This is a genomic window from Mesorhizobium sp. (assembly GCF_017306585.1).
GTDB lineage: Bacteria > Pseudomonadota > Alphaproteobacteria > Rhizobiales > Rhizobiaceae > Mesorhizobium.
Genome location: NZ_JAFKIC010000245.1, coordinates 1 through 17,869, shown reverse-complemented (window position 1 = coordinate 17,869; position 17,869 = coordinate 1). Strand labels below are relative to the sequence as shown.

The following is a 17,869-nucleotide window of genomic DNA, read 5'->3' as shown; positions in this document are numbered from 1 at the left end:
GGTTTCGGCAAGACCCGGCCGATCGCCCCCAATGCGACGGCCGCCGGCCGCGAGCAGAACCGGCGCGTCGAAATCCAGCTGTCGCCGCTAACCTGAGCCGACACGGATATCAAACGAAAAACGGCCCCGCGCGGGGCCGTTTTATTTGGTCTTCCGAAATTTTCGCGGGCGTGCCCGACGCTGCGCCAATCAGACCTTGGCGACGATGCGCATGAAGGCCGGCATGTCGTCGCCGAAACCGACAGTGGTGTCGTTGTCTTCCTGGTGGTGACGGGCAGGGCGGTTACCGCTGCGCTGTCCTGTACGCTGCTCATTGCGATCGGAGGATTTGCGCTCGCTGTTTTCGGAACGGATCGCATCCTTGCGCGCGCGCCTCTCGCCGATGTCGGCGACCGCTTCGACGTCGGGCTGCTCGTCCTGCCGGGCGGCCTGGACATCTTCGTCCCCGCCGTGCCTGCCACGACGTTCGCCGCTCTTCTTGCGCTCACCCCGGTCCTTGCGATCTTCGTCCTTGCGGCCGGCGCGGCGCGGCGCGCCCTTGCCACGGCGCGGAGCCTCGTCGTCGCCTTCGCTGGCGACGACGGTCGAGAGGTCGCCATCGTGCCATTCGATCTTGGTACCGATCAGCCGCTCTATGGCGTCGATGTATTTGGTGTCCGACTTGGTCGCGATGGTGAAGGATTTGCCCGAGCGGCCGGCACGGCCGGTGCGGCCGATACGGTGGACGTAGTCCTCGGCGTGGATGGGCACATCATAGTTGAAGACGTGGCTGACATCGGGGATGTCGAGGCCGCGCGCGGCGACGTCCGAAGCAACGAGATAACGCAGCTTGCCATCGCGGAAATTGGCCAGCATCTGCATACGGGCGCGCTGGTCCATGTCGCCATGCAGCGCGCCGGCATCGAAGTCATACTTCAGCAGCGAGCGGAACAGTTCCGAGACCTCGACCTTGCGGTTGCAGAAGATGATGGCGTTCTTCAGTTCCGCGTCTTCGGCCCTGATCAGGTTGCGCAGCGTCTCGCGCTTGTCCCACGGCTTCGACCCGGACTTCACGAGTCGCTGGGTTATGCTGGTAGCGGTGGACGCGGCCTTTGAGACCTCGACGCGCACCGGCGCGTGCAGGAATTTTTCCGTCAGCTTGGTGATCTCGGGCGGCATGGTCGCCGAGAAGAACAGCGTCTGCCGCGTGAACGGAATCATCTCGCAGATGCGTTCGATATCGGGGATGAAACCCATGTCGAGCATGCGGTCAGCCTCGTCGATGACGAGGATCTCGACGCCGTTGAGCAGCAGCTTGCCGCGCTCGCGGTGGTCGAGCAGGCGGCCGGGTGTGGCGATCAGCACGTCGGCGCCGCGCTCCAGCTTCTTGTCCTGTTCGTCGAACGACACGCCGCCGATCAGCAACGCGATGTTGAGCTTATGGTTCTTGCCGTATTTTACGAAGTTCTCCTCGACCTGAGCCGCAAGCTCGCGCGTCGGCTCCAGGATCAGGGTGCGCGGCATGCGGGCGCGGGCGCGGCCCTTTTCCAGCCGGGTCAGCATCGGCAGCACGAAGGAGGCGGTCTTGCCGGTGCCGGTCTGGGCGATGCCCAGCACATCCTTGCCCAGCAGGGCGTGCGGGATGGCGCCTGCCTGGATCGGAGTCGGCTGCGTGTAGCCGGCATCGGTAACAGCGGAAAGGACCTTCGGCGACAGGCCGAGGTCTGAAAAGGTCAACGCTTCTTGAGCGGTCGTGGTGTCTGAGGACAAGTGTTGTTGTCTTTGGCTGGTTCGGGGAGGCGCAACGTAATTCGTCGCGGCAAGCGCCACGCGCCTGCAAGATTGGTATTGCGATTAGGCGCAAGTCCGCGATTTGTCAACAGAAACGGGCGGGATTGGCGCGATTGTGAAGTTGTAACCTTAATCGCGATGCTTAATCCGGCCGTCGATCCATGTGCCGGCTCAATAACGGAACTGCTCGGCCAGGATGCGCTCGTTCCAGGAATGATTGGGGTCGAACAGCAGGGTTGCCGTTGCTGTCGGCGATTCCCGTACCGTTACGGAGGTCACCGCCTTGACCTCTGTGTGGTCGGCGGCGGCATTCACCGGCCGCTTTTCCGGCTCCAATATCTCGAAGCGTACTGTCGCCTTGTTGGACAGCAAGGCGCCGCGCCAGCGGCGCGGGCGGAACGGGCTGACCGGAGTAAGCGCCAGCAGTGGCGCGTCGAGCGGCAGGATCGGGCCATGCGCGGACAGATTGTAGGCGGTGGATCCCGCCGGTGTCGCGATCATGACGCCGTCGCAGCTCAGTTCCTCGAGCCTTATCTGGTCGTCGACGCTGATGCGGATCTTGGCCGTCTGGTAGGATTGGCGCCACAGCGCCACTTCGTTGATCGCCAGCGCCGAGACGGTTTCACCCTCCGAGGTGGTGGCCAGCATCTCCAGCGGACGGATCGTTTCGGCGACAGCGGCCGCGATGCGCTCGGTGAGGCCGCCGGAACGGTACTCGTTCATCAGGAAGCCGATGGTGCCACGGTTCATCCCGTAGACCTTCTTTCCCGTTCCCATCGTGTCGCGCAGGGTTTGCAGCAGGAAGCCATCGCCGCCCAGGGCCACGACAATCGCGGCGTCCGAGACCGAGCACTGGCCATAGCGCGCCGACAGGCCCTCCAGCGCCGCCTTGGCGTCGGCTGTGTCGGACGAGACGAAGGCGATGCTGTTGGCGGCTGTGCTCATGGCTCTCCGATCGCGACCGATTGGCGGTGGCAGGTCCGGCCGCGCCAGCGTCGGGTTAGCATGGGGCAGGCTGGTCTGCAAAGAGAGCCAAGATGCCGGAGGCGAAGGGCGCATCGTCGTCGTCGAAGCCTACAGGTCGCGCATCATGTCAAAGCCGAGGCGAATGTGATGGTTAAGGGGATGCTTAAACTCTCGTAAAGGCCGAAGGATCATGTTAGCCGGCATGGGTGGCGTGGGGCGACCGCAGCACCGCCATATCCTTCGGGATGACCGCGATGCTGTGGCAGTTTTGAATTGTGCGCATCATCCCTTGGAAATCTCGATATCCAGGGACACGCGCCAGCCGGACGGGGCCGACATATTGCCGGTAGCACGCCTGATCATCGTCTTTGTCATTCTGGGTAGCTTCGCGCTGGTCTTCGCCGAACTGGTGCGCCAGTCGGAGGCAATGAGCAGCAGGCAGGTGCCCACGGCCTCGCGATGTGGCGATGCCGCAGGCATGCCTTGTCCGTTGAAGGCGCTATAGGGGCGCAAGAATAGACCCGCTCACCGGCTCTATCCAGCATCGCCGATGCGCATTGTAACGGCGGCTCATCTTCGGCAAGCCTTCGTCGACTGGTGCAAGACAAGTTTGATCGTTGCAATTGCGGCATCGATGAAAGCACTGCTAGAAGAGTTTCGGATCCGCACGGGATCCGGTCCCGTGATATTTGGGAAGCGAGCCCCGCGGTGCGTTGACCGGCCGGGTTTCTGGAGGAGTGCGCATGCCGCGCAGTGTGTTGCTTTCTGGTGGCTGCGGTTTCGTCGGCTCACATCTCGTCGATCGCCTGCTGCGGCGCGGTGACCTGGAAAGGCTCGTCGTGGTCGACAATCTGTGGACCGGATTGCGCGACAACATCGCTCACGTGGCGGACCCGCGGTTCAGCTTGCGGATTGCCGATGCCGAAAGCTTCTCCGACAGTCAGGCCTTCGACGAGATCATACATCTGGCGTCGCCGGCCTCGCCGGTATGGTATATGCGCGAGCCGGCGCGCACGATCCGAGCCAATATAGGCGGGGCGCTCAACCTCTTGTCGATGCTCAGGCCGGGCGGCCGTTTCTGCTTCGCCTCGACCTCGGAAGTGTATGGCGACCCCCTGGTCTCACCGCAGCCGGAGAATTACCGGGGTTCGGTGGACTGCACCGGCCCCAGGTCCTCCTACGACGAAAGCAAGCGCTGCACCGAGGCGCTGCTGTTCGAAGAGCAGCGCGTCCGCGGGCTCGATGTGCGCGTGGTCAGACTGTTCAACACCTATGGCCCGCGAACCCGTATCGACGACGGCCGCGCCGTTTCGAACTTTGTCAGCCAGGCCCTGACCACCGGAATCCTGACAGTCTATGGCGACGGCCTACAGTCACGCAGCTGGGGTTATGTCGACGACATCGTCGATGGACTTGAACGATTTTTCTGGCGCGACAGCATCTCGCACCGGGGGCCCTTGAACCTCGGCAATAACAGTGAAATCTCGGTTCTCGACATTGCGAAATTCGTCAGCTCGCTTGTTCCGGGCAGCCGCATCGAACACCATGCGCCCGTGCCGCAGGATCCGACAAACCGGTGCCCGGACCTGACCCTGGCAAGACAGGTTCTTCCCGGCTGGGAAGCCACGACCAGCTACCAGGATGGGATCCGGCGCACCTTCGAATGGTTCAAGCACCAGATTGCGGCCGGCGGTAAATCGGCGGCGACCGGCTGAAGCTGGAGACTTTCACGGCCCAGAGCTGGGCTGTCACAGCGACCGCGAAACGGAATCCAGTCTACCGGTGAAGTAGGGCTCGATCACGGTCTCGAAGGCTTTCAGCGCGGCGCCGATCGCCTGGTGCATGTCGAGATAGCGATAGGTTCCCAGCCGTCCTCCCAGATGCAGGTTTTTCTCGGCAGCCGCCCGTTGGAGATAGCGGCGGTAGACCACCTGGTCCCTTCGCGTGTCGATCGGATAGTAGGGCTCATCGGCGCGGCCGGCAAAACGGGAATACTCGCGGCCGATGAGCGTCTTTTCGCTGCTATGCTGGCGTTCCGGATTGAAATGCCGGAATTCCACCACGCGGGTGTAGGGCACGGTTTCATCGGCATAGTTCATGATTGCCGTGCCTTGATGATCCGGCGTGTCCATGACTTCCAGGTCTATGTCGATGGTCCGCCAGCCGAGTTCGCCCTCGCAATAGTCGAAATAGCGGTCGATGGGCCCGGTGTAGATGACCGGCAGATCTTCGCGCAGCGAGGATTTGAGATCGAAGAAATCGATGCCGAGCCTTGTTTCGATGACCTCATGCGCCAGCATCTTTTCGAAGATCGCCGTATAGCCGTCCACCGGTTGGCCCTGGAAGCGATCGTTGAAGTAGCCGTCCTCGAATGTGTAGCGGACCGGCAGGCGCGCGATGATCTGCGGCGGCAGTTCGCGAGGGTCCGTCTGCCATTGCTTGGCGGTATAACCCTTGATGAAGGCCTCGTAGAGAGGACGTCCGACGAGGGATATCGCCTTCTCCTCCAGATTGGCCGGCGGGCGGTCGCCAAGTTCCGCCGCCTGCGCGGTGATCATGCGGCGCGCTTCGTCCGGGCTCAGCCGCTTGCCGAAGAACTGGCAGATCGTGGCAAGGTTGATCGGCAGGGGATAGACCTTGTCGCGATAGGTCGAAAACGCACGATGGCGATAGGCCGTGAAACCGGTGAAGGTCCGAAGATAATTCCATACCTCCTCGTTGGGCGTATGAAACAGATGCGGCCCGTAGCGGTGGATCTCCACGCCGGTGACGGGGTCCTGTTCGGTGTAGGCATTGCCGCCGATATGCCGACGCCGGTCGATCACCAGCACGCGCCGGCCAAGTTGGGTTGCGATGCGCTCGGCGAGCGTCGCGCCGTAAAAGCCCGCGCCGACGATGAGAATTTCGGCGCGGTTCAAAAGGTCATCTGTCCGCGGACCTTGCGTTCTCATGGTTTGACTACGATCTGGGACAGGTCGATCGGCTTGAAGCACTGCCTGCGCAGAAGACGCCACAACAGTTCCATCAGTCGACGTGCCTGGCGAAATGTCTTTCGATCCACAAAATAGTCGGCCACCATGCGCAGGCCAATCATGGGTCGAGATCGCCAACGCCTGCCTTTCCTGTCGACGGCCTCGTAGGACACCGGAAAAAACTCGCCAAAACGGTATCGCCGCGCCAGTTGATCGTGTTCCGCTTCGGCCGTCCGACCGGACTTGAGCATTTCCAGCGCCAGATGAGTTCCTACTGGCCTTGTGTGACGGACGGGCAGGGCGTCGAAAACAGCTGACGTCCCGTAGTTTTGTGCGGCAAGTCTCGTCCACAGTGAGTCTATACCGAAGCCGCTCATGGAGTGCTCGAACAGAGGCAGTGCCTTGGCCAGGACGTCGGCTCTCAAGCAGGGGGCCATAATCTCGATCTTGTCGATAAAGCGAAATTCGAAGCTCTTGCAGCGGAGGAAGGGCAGATGGCTATAGTAACTGTCCAGCGTCAGCGCCGGCTGGGCGACATGCAGGCCGAGCCGATGCATGTTTTCAAACATGGCCTCGATCGTTGCTCGGTCCGCCTCGATGTCATCGTCGGGCAGCCAGACATACCGATACCGATCCAGCAATTCGGGCTGCTGCCGGAGCAGGGCGTGGATGCCATCCCATTTGCCGCCCTTGTAGTCGACACGGTTTTCATGAGGCTGCCGAAAAATTGACGGATCGCTTCCGTAATAGCTGACAATCAAATCGAATTCGCACTGCGGATTCTCCGCCCCCCAGCCCTGGTGAAGCGAGTTGTTACCGGCCCTGACAATGACGAGATTGCGACGGGCGGCCCTTGCCAAAGGTCTACTTTCGACAGTCATGCGGCAGTCCGTAATTTCACAACCGCGGCGAGCCCTACACGAAAGCAATATGGATGCAAAGGGCCATCAATGGCGCGCGATTTGTCCGCCTGGCATCGAGCAGAAACGTTTCCTTCGAGTATGACTGGTGTATCGCGGTCGAACATGTCGATCTGCTGCTTTCTAAAGAAATCGGAAGCGAATCTCCTGAAATCTGTTTTACCTATGGTTATTGTTGGGGAGGGCTGCTGTACTGCCGCAACGGCAGCTGCCCGTAATAAAGCTTTTGCTTATATGCGTTGCCTCTCATAGGACGAGTGCCCCATGAAACTGGTTGTTGTAACCCCTGCCGGCCGCGAGAAATATCTCCGGTTGCTGGCCCATCACGTTCTGAAAAGCGCCGACGTGCACGAATGGCACCTGTGGGACAATTGCCGCAACGAAGCCGATCGCGCCTATCTGCAACGGCTGGCCGCTTCCGACCCACGTTGCAGGATCAAACGCCTTCCACACGCCGATGGCGGCTTCAACGTCATTGGCGATTTCTATCGCTTTTGCGATGACCCCGAGGCCTTCTACCTGCGCCTCGACGATGACGTGGTCTTTGTCGAGGACGGTTTCTTTGAAAAGTTCATGGCAAGGGTCATGGCCGAAAGAGGGTCGGCCATCTGGTATGCGCCGCTGATCATCAACAACGCGATCTGCAACTCGCTGATCAAGCAACTCTCCAAGGTTTTGGTGGACGGTCCGCTTACCTGTCAGGCGTCGTGCGAATTCTCCTGGGCCTATGCCAGCTTTCCGCAGGCGCTTCACCCGGTGTTCCTCGAAGCCGCCCGAACCCACCGGCTTGACGATTTCCGGGTGCCTGACCGCGAGATCAGGCTGTCGCGGTTTTCGATCAATGCGATCGGTTTCTTCGGATCGGACATTGTTAGTCTGGGAGATGGCTTCCATCCGCCCTCAGGCGACGAGGAAGAGTGGCTGTCGGCGACGTTGCCGACAAAGCTCGATCGGCCAGGCAAGATTTTTGGTGACCTGATCGTCGCGCATTTCAGCTTTCATACCCAGGAGCGCGAATTGCTGCGCACCGCCATACTCGATGGTTACTATGGTCTCGTCGGCCTCGAGGCGCCTGTCTATGAGAAACCGGCTCTGAGCCTGAGAGAGCGTTTGAGGCAATGGCGCAGGCGCAGGAAGGGAAATATTCCGCGCTACACGATCTCGCTTCCCGCAAAAAAGGGTGCATGACCCCGACCCAGAGATGCGATGGCGCGATAGCCCGCCCGACCATTGGCAATGATCCTGTGAAGACCGGATAAGCGATCAGTCGGCCGCCGTGCTTCAGGGCGTTGGCCGAGGAATTCGTGCGCCTCGCGCGGGCTGCCCGGCACGCGAGGTTCTCGGCTCCCCTACATATCGAGCGGCACAGAAAACATATTGACTGAATAGTTAGTCATAGTTACTCATTGAAGCCAAGAATGGCCAGCCGGCTTTGCCGGTGAATGGCTGCCGGTAAGGGAACATCGCGACAGTCGAGCGGGCGGCCAAGGAGTCGAACGCCGCCGGTTTTCATCAGCAGAGACGGACCTGATGCGGCAGCGCGGACGGTCCCAACAATGGGAGCAACTCGCATGAACTGGAAATTGACCGCGGCGGCCGTCGGGCTGTCGCTGTTTGCCGCGACAGGCGTCGCCCACGCGGATGGCGAACTCAACATCTACAACTGGGGCAACTACACCAGCCCGGACCTGATCAAGAAGTTCGAGGAGACCTACAAGGTCAAGGTCACCGTAACCGATTACGACTCCAACGACACCGCGCTGGCCAAGGTGCGGCAGGGTGCTTCGGGCTATGACATCGTCGTGCCTTCCGCCAGCGTCGTGCCGATCTGGATCAGTGAAGGCCTGCTGCTGGAAACAGATCCCAGCAAGATGGAGAACTTCAAGAATGTCGATCCCAGGTGGGTCGACGTTCCCTTCGATCCTGGCCGCAAATACACGGTTCCATGGCAGTGGGGCACGACCGGCATTTCGGTCAACAAGTCGGTCTACTCTGGCGATCCGAACACCTCGGCGATCTTCCTCGATCCGCCCGCCGAGCTCGTCGGCAAGATCAATGTCGTGCCCGAAATGGGAGACATCCTGTTCCTCGCCATCGCCTATGAGGGCGGCAAATACTGCACCGACGACATGCAGGTCCTGAAGAAGGTGCATGACAAGCTGGTCGAAGCGAAGGCGAAGTGGCTTTCGCTCGATTACGCGGCCGTCGATGGCCTGGGTCGGGGCGATATCGCCGCCGGCGTCAACTGGAACGGCATATCGCTGCGTGAACGGCTGGAGAACAACAAGATCGTCTACGGCTATCCGAAGGAGGGATTTCCGATCTGGATGGACAATGTCGCTGTTCTCAAGGACGCCAAGAATGTCGAGAACGCCAAGCTTTTCCAGAACTTCATCATGGATCCGAAGAACGCGGCGATGATTTCGGCCTTCGCCCGCTACGCCAACGGCATCAAGGGTTCCGAAGCCTTCCTGCCCGATGACATGAAGACGGCGCCCGAGGTGGTGATCCCGGCCGAATTCGCCGACAAGGGCCAATTCATGCCGGCCTGTCCGTCGAACGTGCAGGCGCTCTACACCAAGATCTGGACCGATCTCCAGAAGTAGCGCTGCCGGCTTACCAACGCATAGCCACCGGGCCGCGACGCGCGGTCCGGTTACCCCTTCATGCCAGGTGCGATCCCATGATCGCGGGAGAACTTTCCATGTCCGATCTCGACCTTTGCTACATGCCGGCCCATGAGGCGTTGCGGCTGTTCAAGGCGAAGAAGCTCTCGCCCGTCGAATTGATGCAGGCGACCATCCGCCGTGCCGAAGCGACGAAGTCGGCGATCAACTGCCTCACCTTCACGCATTTCGAGGAGGCGCTGAAGCTGGCCGCCAAAGCGGAAGCGAAATACGCCAAGGGCGCCAGGACCGGCGCGCTCGAGGGGCTGCCGATCGGCATCAAGGATGAGAGCTACATCAAGGGCAAGCCGACGTCGCATGGCTCGCTGCTGTCGAGGGACGCTCTGGGCGGCCACACCTCGACGATGAACGAGCGCATCATGAAGGCGGGCGGCATCGTGCATGCCCGCACGGCGACGCCGGAATTCAGCTGTGCGGGCTATACCTGGTCGAAGCGTTGGGGCGTGACGCGTAACCCCTGGAATCCGGATTTCACCCCCGGCGGCTCGTCGGGCGGCGCCGCCGCCACGCTCGCTTCCGGCACATCCTCGATCGCTACCGGATCGGACATTGCCGGGTCGATCCGCATTCCGGCGTCGGCCTGCGGCCTCGTCGGCTTCAAGCCGCCCTATGGCCGCAATCCGGACGAGCCGCCGTTCAACCTCGATTTCTACTGCCACACCGGGCCGCTGGCGCGGAATGTCCGGGATGCGATCCTGCTGCAGAACGTCATGTCGGGGCCAAGTCCGCTCGACATCGCCACGCTCCGCCCCAAGCTGCGCCTGCCGCTCGACTACAAGCCGATCAAGGGCTGGAGGATCGCCTTCTCGATGGACCTGGGGTCGTTTGAAGTGGACCCGGATGTCCGCAGGAACATGCTCGCCGCCTGCGATGTGTTCCGTTCGCTCGGAGCAACGGTCGAGGAAGTCGATCTTGGGTGGGACGACCGGGTGCTCAAGGCGGGAATGGCCTATCTGGAACATCTCTTCGGCGCGTCGTTGTCGCAACTGCTTGCCGAGCATGGCAGCGAAATGACCAGCTACGCCCGGCGCTTTGCCGAGGACGGCCAGAAATCGAAGGCGGCCGACTTCGTGGGTACGCTGGATGTGGCCGCGCGCATGTACCAGACGCTGGGCCCGATGTTGGAGACCTATAATGTGCTGATCTGTCCCACGAACGCACTCCCGGCCGTCCCGGCGGAGTTTGACCAGACTACGGGCACCGTCGAAATCAACGGTAGAGAGGTCAATCCTTCGCTGGGCTGGGTGATGACAACGCCGTTCAACATGGTCAGCCGATGCCCGGTGCTTTCCATGCCTTCGGGGCGGGCGGCGAGCGGTGTGCCGACCGGCTTCCAGATCGTTGGGCGCACCTATAGCGATGCCGATGTCTTCCGGGCGGCGATGGCCTATGAAACGGCGCAGGGGCAATGGTACACAACGGCCGGGACACGCCCGTCACTCTAAGCGGGCGCTGTAAGGAATGGACTGACATGGTGCAACGCAAGGCCACGGCAAAACGCACGGTCGCGACGGCCAAGGGCAGGGCTTCGGCCAATGACGCCGCGCCCAGGGACCGCCGGCGCGAGCGCGGCGAGGCAAGCGTGCAGCGCATCATCGACGCCACCATCGAGCTCATCGCGGAGGAGGGGCTGGCGAGCGTCACCATGCAGCGCATCGCCGAGCATGTCGGCTCGTCCAACGCGCTGGTGGTCTTCCATTTCCGCAGCAAGGAGAATTTGTTCCGGGCCGCGCTGCAATATCTCAGCGACCAGTATGACGAACTGTGGCTGCAACGGGTGCGCGCGCCGGGCCTGTCACCGGTCGAGAGGCTGCTGGGGGCGGTTGGTTGCGCACAAAGCTTTGCCCGGCAGCATCCCAAATGGGTATCCGTCTTCGTCGCGTTTTCCAGCGACCGCAAGAGCATGCAGATCTACAATGAAATCGGGCTGCCGAGCGATCTCGCCTACACCGCCGAGGCGCGCGGGTTCCTGGTCGAGATCGCGCGCAGCGGCGGCTATACCGGCGTCGACATAGACACGCTGGCGGAAAGCCTGAATTATCTGGTCCACGGTGCGTGGTACTGGGATCATCTGAACCCGGCCGGTCGTGGCACGGACGTGTTGCGCAAGACCATGCTGCTCCTGCTGCACCAGGCTTTTCCACGGCATTTCGATTTGATGCGGTAGTTCTAGCTGCGCTGACGCAAGTGGCAGCCGGCCTGGCGCTTCCGGTCGAGATATTCGTCGATCAGCTGGCGGTAGCGCACCTTGCCGAAGCTCGGGAAGTGGCCGCCATGCACGACCGAGACATCGAGGTCGCGCATGGCAAGCAGCGTTTCCATGTAGTCCGGGATATCCGAGTGGTAGACGTCGTCGATCAATGGGCCATCATAAATGATGTCGCCGGACAGCAGGATGCCGGTCTTTTTCTCGTGGAGCGCGATGCCGCCGGGCGAATGGCCCGGTGTATGGACGACCTCGAAGGCGCGGTCGCCGAGATCGATGACGTCGCCATGCTCGAGCATGCGGCCGGCCGGCGCGGGCAAGATGCTGTAACGTGCCGTGTCCCAGCCTCGTGGCTGGCGATCGAACATCTCCTCGGTGGCGTAGGTTCCGGCAGCGGTCCATTCGTTGCGCGGATCAGCGAGGATTTCCGCTTCGGCCGCGTGGACGCAGCGATCGGGGAATTCGTGGTGGCAGCCGATGTGGTCGAAATGCGTATGGCTGGCGACACAGGTCAGCTTGCGCTCGCTGACCAGCGGCACCTGTCGCCTGAGGCTGAAATGGCCGAGACCGCTGTCGAACAGAAGATCCCTGTCGCGGCCGCGCACATGCCACATGTTGCAGCGGAAGAACGGCTTTATCCATGGTTCATGAATGAGTGTAACGCCGTCCGCCATGCGGATGGTTTCATACCAGTTTTCAGCGTCGACTACCGGAAGCGTGCTCATCTCTCAGCCGGCCAGTTGGATGATGTCGCCAGCGTTGCATGAAACGCCGACCGTGTCGCCTGGCTGGATGACCGCCGAAGCCGGCGCCTTGGCGATGAATTGCAGGCCGGGATTCTGATTGGATGCGGCCAGCACGCGCTTGAAACTGCCCTGGAAGACGACATCGCTGACCTTGGCCGTGCCAAGCGGAGTGTCGCTCCTTCCTTCGCCCAGCACGATATGTTCCGGCCGGATGGCAAGTGCGATGCCGGTGCCCACGGACGACGTCCCCGGCAGTGAAATCGGGCCAATTTCGGTCGTGATCGTCATGTGCCCATTGCCGTTGCCGCTGACATTTCCGGCAAGAATCGTGCTTTCACCCATGAAGGTGGCGGAGAAACGCGTCGCCGGGCGGGCATAGACGCGCTCGGGGGCGCCTTCGTCCTCGATGCGGCCGTCATTCATCACCACGCAGTGGTCGGCCAACGCCATCGCTTCTTCCTGGTCGTGGGTGACATGGATGAAGGCGGTGCCGACGCGCTTCTGGATTGCCTTCAACTCGTCCTGCATCTGCCGGCGCAGCTTGAGATCGAGCGCGCCGAGCGGCTCGTCGAGCAGCAGCACGGCCGGCTCGATGACCAGCGCACGCGCCAGCGCGACACGTTGGCGCTGACCGCCGGAGAGCTGATGCGGCTTCTTGTCGAAGGTCGAAGCCAGGCCGACCAGCGCCAGCGCCTCGCGCGCTTTCGCGGCGCGCGTCGCGCTATCCACGCCCTGCATGCGCAAGCCGAAGCCGACATTGGCGCCGACGCTCATATGCGGAAACAGCGCATAGTCCTGGAACACGGTGGTCGTCGGGCGTCTGGCCGGCGGCATGGAGGTGCAATCCTCGCCCCGGATCAACACCTTGCCTTCGCTCGGGTTGACGAACCCACCGAGAATGGAGAGCAGCGTCGTCTTGCCGGAACCCGATGGGCCAAGCAGGATGGTGTAGCTGCCCGGTTCGATCCGCAGCGAGACGTTCTTCAACACGGCCAGTTGCCCGAAACGATGCGAGACGTTGCGGATGTCGACGAGGGGGGTGCTCATACCGGCTTTCTCCGCAGAAGCGTCAGTTCAAACAGCACGACCAGCACGATGGAGACCGCGAAGACCAGCGAACCGACGGCGTTGGTCTTCGGGTTGAGGCCGGAGCGCAGCAGGTTCCAGATCTCGACCGGCAAGGTGGTGTCGAAGCGCGTCAGCAGGAAGGAGATCACGAACTCATCCCAGGAGAAGGTCATCGACAGGAAGAAGCCGGCGAAAATGGCGGGGGCCATGACGGGCACGGTGACGAGCAGCAGCACCTTCCACTCCGGCGCGCCTAGGTCGCGCGCGGCGCGCTCGATGTTGATCTGGTGGTCGCCCATCTGGCTGTAGATGATGGCAAAGCAGAGCGGCAGGTTGATTACGACATGGCCGATACCGGCGGCGAGCAAGGATTTCGGCACGCCGGCCCAGTTGAACAGCACCAGCAGCCCCATGCCGATGATGAGGTAGCTGACCGTCAGCGGTAGCGTGATCAGGCCGCGCAGCAGCGCCGAGCCCGGCAGGACGAAGCGGGCAAAGCCCCAGGCCGAGAGGAAACCGAGCGTGACGGCGGCAAGCGACGATATCGAGGCCACCAGCAGGGAATTGACGAGTGCCGATGTGAGCCGCGTGTCCGACAGCACCGCTTCGTACCAGCGCAGCGACGGGCCGGTGAATGGCGGGATCGGAAAGGAGGTCGACTGAAGCGAAAACAGCACCAGCACCACAACAGGCAGGAAGATGAAGGCGTAGACGGCCAGCGCATAAGCGAGGGAAGCGATACGGACGATCCGGCGCATGGTCAGGTCCGCTCGATCTTCAGCCAGCGCGCGCAGGCGAGGTAGGCGACGGTCACGACCGCCATCAGGATGATCGACAACGCCGAGGCCAGCGGAAAATCGCCACGCCGGCCGATCTGCATCATCACCAGTTGCGGCATCAGAAGCTCGTTGTTGCCGCCAAGAATCTGCGGCGTGATGTAATCGCCGATGCAGAGGACGAAGGTCAGGAAGGCACCGACCATGATGCCGGGCAACGTGAGCGGCAGGACGACATGCAGGAAGGTTCGGACCGGCCCGGCGCCGAGATCGGCTGCCGCCTTGCGGTAGCTCGGGCTGAGCTGCTTGAGGTTGGCGAAGATAGTCAGCGTCAACAGCATGACGAAGAAATGGACGAAGCCGGTCACGGTGGCCAACCGGGTGTTGGCAAGCTGTAGCGGCTCGCTGATCAGGCCGGAGCCGGTCAGCGCGCGATTGATGACGCCGTTCTGCGCCAGCACCAGCAACCAGGAATAGGAGCGCACGACATAGGAGGTCCAGAACGGTAGCACGGCCAGCATCAGCGCCAGTCGCTGCCAGCGCTCCGGAACCTGCTCGGCAAGAATCCAGGCGAACGGATAGGCGAGCAGCACCGAGACGACGGTGACGATCGCCGTCACCTGAAGCGAGTTCACCATGGCCTGCCAGTAGGACGGGTTGGTGAAGAACTGGCTGTAGTTCGACAGGCCGAAGCCGCCGCCCTCATGCGCGGTGAGGCTGGACAGCCCCATGGCGATGAACGGCAGGACGAAGAAGGCCAGCGTCCAGCCGAGCGCCGGCGTGACCAGCGCCCAGGGCAGGGCGCGCCTATCGTTTCCGGTTGTGCTCATATGCGGCGGCCGCTTACTTGGCCTGCAGCATTTCGGTCCACATGTCCTGCATCTTCTTGTCGAGATCGGCGTTCGGCGCCGGGTAGGCCTGGGCGCGCGCCAGGAAGCCGGGCTGTTCGTCGAAGCGCAGCACTTTCTTCTGGTCGTCGGTCAGCGCGGCCTTGGTGTTGGACGGCATGCCCCAGTAGCAGGACGAGGTGGCAAGGCGGGCCTGGCCTTCCGGGCTCAGAATGTACTGGATGAATTTCAGCGCCATGTCCTTGTTCTTGGAATCCTTGAACATGGCCAGCGACTGCGACCACAGCACGGCGCCTTCTCTGGGGATCGAGAAATCGAGCGCCGGGTTTTCCTTGGCCAGGCCCGCCGTCACCCATTCGCCGCCGCCGACCAGGATATCGACCTCGCCGGTGGCGAGCGCGGTCTGGCTCGCGGTGACTTCGCCGACCAGCTTGGCATTGGCCTTCATCTTGAGAAGTTCGGCCTTGAGAGCCGGCAGCTCGGCTTCGGTAAGGTCGGCCGTCTTCTTGCCGATGGCGAGAGCCGCCATGCCGATGACCGGGAGGTAATAGTCGTAGATGGCGACCTTACCCTTGTATTTGTCTGATGTCAGCGAGGCCAGCGACTGCATGTCGGCGGGATCGACCTTGGTCTTGTTGAAGCCGATGGTGTTGTAGCCGAACTTTTCGGTGATGCCGTAGCGCTTGCCGTCGACGATGGTGGACTTGTCCATCTTCACTTCCGGGAAGAGGTCGGCGAAGGGCAATTTGTCTTCCGGCAGCGGCTCGAACAGGCCTTTTTCGACCCCGCGCGGCACGTCGATGGAATCGATCACCATGACATCCCAGTCGCCCGGCTGCGACTGCTCGACGATCGCCAGGCCGGCGCCAGTCCCCTCGAATTCCTTGACGTTGACCTTGATGTTGTTGGCCTGCTCGAAGGGTTGCAAAAGTGCTGGATCGGAGTGATCGCACCAAATCAGCGCATTGAGATCGGCGGCCTGAGCACCGCCCGCCGCGATGAGCAGCGCGGCTGCCGCGCGAGCTGCAGCGAGATTGGACTTCAGGGTGGAAAGCGGATTCCGGATGTTGCTGGTCATCGAGTGTTCTCCCTTGCCTTGCTGGCTTGTTGGAGAAAACTTGAACCAATTCTAAAATTGAGTCAATTATGATTTTCTGGCAAAGAGGCCATTATGAGTGGATTGCGCGAAAGACAGAAGGCGGACCGGCACCGCCGCATCATCGAGGCGGCGGCGGAGCTTTTCCGCGAGGCCGGCTATGAGGGCGCCAAGATCGAGGCGATCGCCGCGCAGGCCGAAGTCTCGATCGGCACAATCTACAATTACTACCAGAACAAGGGCGACATCCTCGGCGCCATCGTCTCGCTGGAAGTCAACGAGGTGCTCAATGCCGGGCGCGGCGTCGTCGCCAATCCGCCGGCCAATGTCGGCGATGCGCTGGACACACTCGTCGGCATCTATATCGAACATTCGCTGCACTATCTCAGCAAGGAGATGTGGCGGCAGGCGATGGCGATCTCGACGCAGCAGCCCGACAGTCCTTTCGGCCAAGCCTATACCGGACTCGACCGCGACCTGACCGAGCAGATCAGCGCGCTGATTGCGCGGCTTCAGGCGCTTGGACTGGCACGCCAGGATGTCGACGGACAGGCACTCGGCGAACTGATCTTCAACAACATGAACATGATGTTCATCGAGTTCGTGAAGCGCGACGAGGCGAGGATACCGGAATTGCGCGCTACGATAAGACGGCAAAACCGGATCCTCGTGGCCGCGATCGTAGTGTGAGATTTAGGATCGTTTGAAGACGCGCGTTCGCTGGGGCTTGCGTTCGCGTGCCTGTTCCGGAATAGTGCAACCTGGGGCTGCATTTCTGGAGGGGGTAGAATGCATTTTTCATTCTGGCATTGGGCAATAGTTCTTTTGATCGTGGGCGTGCCGGTGTTTTTTACCGTGCGCTCGGCGAGAGGTTCGTCATCCGGGGTAGCGCCTGTCGGATTCGGAGGCTGGCTTATGTTGCTGGCGATCGGCCAGGCTCTGTCTCCGCTGCGAATTCTCAGCATCATAGCGGGTTCGATAGAGGGGTATCAGCAGATACTGACGGTCCAGAACGGTGCTCTGGTCGTCTATGGCGAGCTTGTGCTGTTGCTGGGCTTTGCGGTTTTTCAAGTGGTTGTATTCGTCGCGATGGTGCGGCGGAGCCACCGTTTCAAGCGGCTGTTCCTCTATCAATGGCTCGCGATACCCGTGGTGTTCATTCTCGACACGGCACTGATCGCGCTGGTTCTTGACGTTCCGGCAAGCCAGGTGCTTGCCGGAGGCGCGGTGGTGGCGCCGATAGTCTCGTTCTTGCTAGCGGGAATCTGGGTCGCCTACGTCTATAAATCGGTCCGCGTGAAGAACACCTTCGGCATGGCGAACGCACAGGCGCGGGTCGTGAGCGCCTGATCGCGCCCGCGACGCCTTATTGTCAGCCGACGCGTCCTCGCAGCTGTTGGCGTACCGCTTCGCGAAAGCTGCGGAAGCGGGGATAGCCCAGCAGTGCCAGCAGCCGGAGCAAGGTTGTGACCGGCAGCCCCGTGGCCTCGGCCATGCCGGCCGCCGTCATGAACGCGGCGTCGGCCCAGCGATGCCTCGGGAAGCTGCCGAGCGCGGGATACTTGGCAACGAGCTTCGGTTCGCTGGAAAGAGCCGAGACGAGTGCGGGCGGTGGTGCCGGACTTCTCGACGATGCCGGGAAGGTGCGGCGAACCGATGGTTGCAACGAGGGCAGAGCAGGGCTCGTCATAGAAACGCCCCTCAGGCCTTTACCGGCTCGAAGCGGCCTGATTTTGCGGAGGCAAGTGCCGCCTCGCACAGGATCATCACCTGGCGCCCGTCGGCGGCGCCGACGGCTGGCGCGCGCCCGTCGG

The 17,869-nt window shown here is 61.9% G+C and carries 18 protein-coding genes and 1 pseudogene; 8 read left to right on the top strand and 11 right to left on the bottom strand.

Annotated elements, in window-relative coordinates:
- Window positions 1–96: pseudogene (locus J0I79_RS29610) on the top strand (cell envelope biogenesis protein OmpA); the annotation flags it as partial.
- 93 nt (window positions 97–189) lie between these two features.
- Here J0I79_RS29610 and J0I79_RS29605 read toward each other — a convergent pair.
- The 3 genes from J0I79_RS29605 to J0I79_RS29595 form a co-directional block, all read right to left on the bottom strand.
- Entirely contained in the window at window positions 190–1,749 is a 1,560-nt protein-coding gene (locus tag J0I79_RS29605) for a DEAD/DEAH box helicase (RefSeq protein ID WP_292867815.1), read from the bottom strand.
- Between the two features lie 192 nt (window positions 1,750–1,941).
- Entirely contained in the window at window positions 1,942–2,715 is a 774-nt protein-coding gene (locus J0I79_RS29600; RefSeq protein WP_292867812.1) for an NAD kinase, read from the bottom strand.
- 303 nt (window positions 2,716–3,018) lie between these two features.
- The gene (locus J0I79_RS29595) at window positions 3,019–3,216 is read right to left on the bottom strand and encodes a hypothetical protein (protein ID WP_292867809.1); all 198 of its coding nucleotides are present in this window, start codon (window positions 3,214–3,216) and stop codon (window positions 3,019–3,021) included.
- A gap of 263 nt (window positions 3,217–3,479) precedes the next feature.
- On the opposite strand from J0I79_RS29595, the gene J0I79_RS29590 reads away from it, so the two are divergent.
- On the top strand, window positions 3,480–4,451 hold the full coding sequence (locus J0I79_RS29590) for an NAD-dependent epimerase/dehydratase family protein (RefSeq protein WP_292867807.1): 972 nt from the start codon (window positions 3,480–3,482) through the stop codon (window positions 4,449–4,451).
- A 33-nt stretch (window positions 4,452–4,484) separates the two neighbouring features.
- On the opposite strand, the gene glf is transcribed toward J0I79_RS29590, so the two are convergent.
- Both glf and J0I79_RS29580 read right to left on the bottom strand, forming a co-directional pair.
- Window positions 4,485–5,654: a UDP-galactopyranose mutase gene (gene glf, locus J0I79_RS29585; protein WP_292867804.1), complete on the bottom strand. Its 1,170-nt coding sequence runs from the start codon at window positions 5,652–5,654 to the stop codon at window positions 4,485–4,487.
- Between the two features lie 29 nt (window positions 5,655–5,683).
- Window positions 5,684–6,589 (bottom strand): hypothetical protein, encoded by a 906-nt coding sequence (locus J0I79_RS29580; protein ID WP_292867801.1) that lies wholly within the window; start codon window positions 6,587–6,589, stop codon window positions 5,684–5,686.
- A 303-nt stretch (window positions 6,590–6,892) separates the two neighbouring features.
- Here J0I79_RS29580 and J0I79_RS29575 point away from each other — a divergent pair, with 303 nt between their 5' ends.
- The 4 genes from J0I79_RS29575 (at window position 6,893) to J0I79_RS29560 (ending at window position 11,482) form a co-directional block, all read left to right on the top strand.
- Window positions 6,893–7,816: a hypothetical protein gene (locus J0I79_RS29575; protein ID WP_292867798.1), complete on the top strand. Its 924-nt coding sequence runs from the start codon at window positions 6,893–6,895 to the stop codon at window positions 7,814–7,816.
- 383 nt (window positions 7,817–8,199) lie between these two features.
- A complete protein-coding gene (locus tag J0I79_RS29570; protein WP_292867795.1) occupies window positions 8,200–9,234 on the top strand; it encodes an extracellular solute-binding protein in 1,035 nt (344 codons plus the stop codon).
- A gap of 98 nt (window positions 9,235–9,332) precedes the next feature.
- Window positions 9,333–10,760 (top strand): amidase, encoded by a 1,428-nt coding sequence (locus J0I79_RS29565; protein WP_292867792.1) that lies wholly within the window; start codon window positions 9,333–9,335, stop codon window positions 10,758–10,760.
- A 26-nt stretch (window positions 10,761–10,786) separates the two neighbouring features.
- Complete coding sequence (locus J0I79_RS29560; protein ID WP_292867789.1) at window positions 10,787–11,482, top strand: TetR/AcrR family transcriptional regulator; 696 nt, start codon at window positions 10,787–10,789, stop codon at window positions 11,480–11,482.
- Between the two features lie 2 nt (window positions 11,483–11,484).
- Here J0I79_RS29560 and J0I79_RS29555 read toward each other — a convergent pair whose 3' ends face one another.
- Genes J0I79_RS29555 through J0I79_RS29535 form a run of 5 tightly spaced genes read right to left on the bottom strand, consistent with a single transcriptional unit; the run spans window position 11,485 to window position 16,037 of the window.
- Window positions 11,485–12,246, bottom strand: coding sequence for an MBL fold metallo-hydrolase (locus J0I79_RS29555; protein WP_292867785.1), 762 nt, complete (start codon window positions 12,244–12,246; stop codon window positions 11,485–11,487).
- Window positions 12,247–12,249: 3 nt separating this feature from the next.
- On the bottom strand, window positions 12,250–13,314 hold the full coding sequence (locus J0I79_RS29550) for an ABC transporter ATP-binding protein (RefSeq protein ID WP_292867782.1): 1,065 nt from the start codon (window positions 13,312–13,314) through the stop codon (window positions 12,250–12,252).
- Window positions 13,311–14,093 carry an ABC transporter permease gene (locus J0I79_RS29545; protein ID WP_292867779.1) on the bottom strand — a complete coding sequence of 261 codons (783 nt, stop codon included), beginning with the start codon at window positions 14,091–14,093 and terminating at the stop codon, window positions 13,311–13,313. Before J0I79_RS29545 ends, J0I79_RS29550 begins: the two co-directional genes overlap by 4 nt.
- Window positions 14,094–14,095: 2 nt before the next feature.
- Window positions 14,096–14,941 (bottom strand): ABC transporter permease, encoded by an 846-nt coding sequence (locus J0I79_RS29540; protein ID WP_292867776.1) that lies wholly within the window; start codon window positions 14,939–14,941, stop codon window positions 14,096–14,098.
- A 13-nt stretch (window positions 14,942–14,954) separates the two neighbouring features.
- Entirely contained in the window at window positions 14,955–16,037 is a 1,083-nt protein-coding gene (locus tag J0I79_RS29535) for a spermidine/putrescine ABC transporter substrate-binding protein (RefSeq protein ID WP_292867773.1), read from the bottom strand.
- A 93-nt stretch (window positions 16,038–16,130) separates the two neighbouring features.
- Between J0I79_RS29535 and J0I79_RS29530 the strand changes: the two genes are divergently transcribed.
- Both J0I79_RS29530 and J0I79_RS29525 read left to right on the top strand, forming a co-directional pair.
- On the top strand, window positions 16,131–16,745 hold the full coding sequence (locus tag J0I79_RS29530; protein WP_292867770.1) for a TetR/AcrR family transcriptional regulator: 615 nt from the start codon (window positions 16,131–16,133) through the stop codon (window positions 16,743–16,745).
- Window positions 16,746–16,844: 99 nt separating this feature from the next.
- Window positions 16,845–17,405 carry a DUF2569 family protein gene (locus tag J0I79_RS29525; RefSeq protein WP_292867767.1) on the top strand — a complete coding sequence of 187 codons (561 nt, stop codon included), beginning with the start codon at window positions 16,845–16,847 and terminating at the stop codon, window positions 17,403–17,405.
- A gap of 22 nt (window positions 17,406–17,427) precedes the next feature.
- On the opposite strand, the gene J0I79_RS29520 is transcribed toward J0I79_RS29525, so the two are convergent.
- The gene (locus J0I79_RS29520; protein ID WP_292867764.1) at window positions 17,428–17,745 is read right to left on the bottom strand and encodes a hypothetical protein; all 318 of its coding nucleotides are present in this window, start codon (window positions 17,743–17,745) and stop codon (window positions 17,428–17,430) included.
- Between the last annotated feature and the right edge of the window lie 124 nt (window positions 17,746–17,869).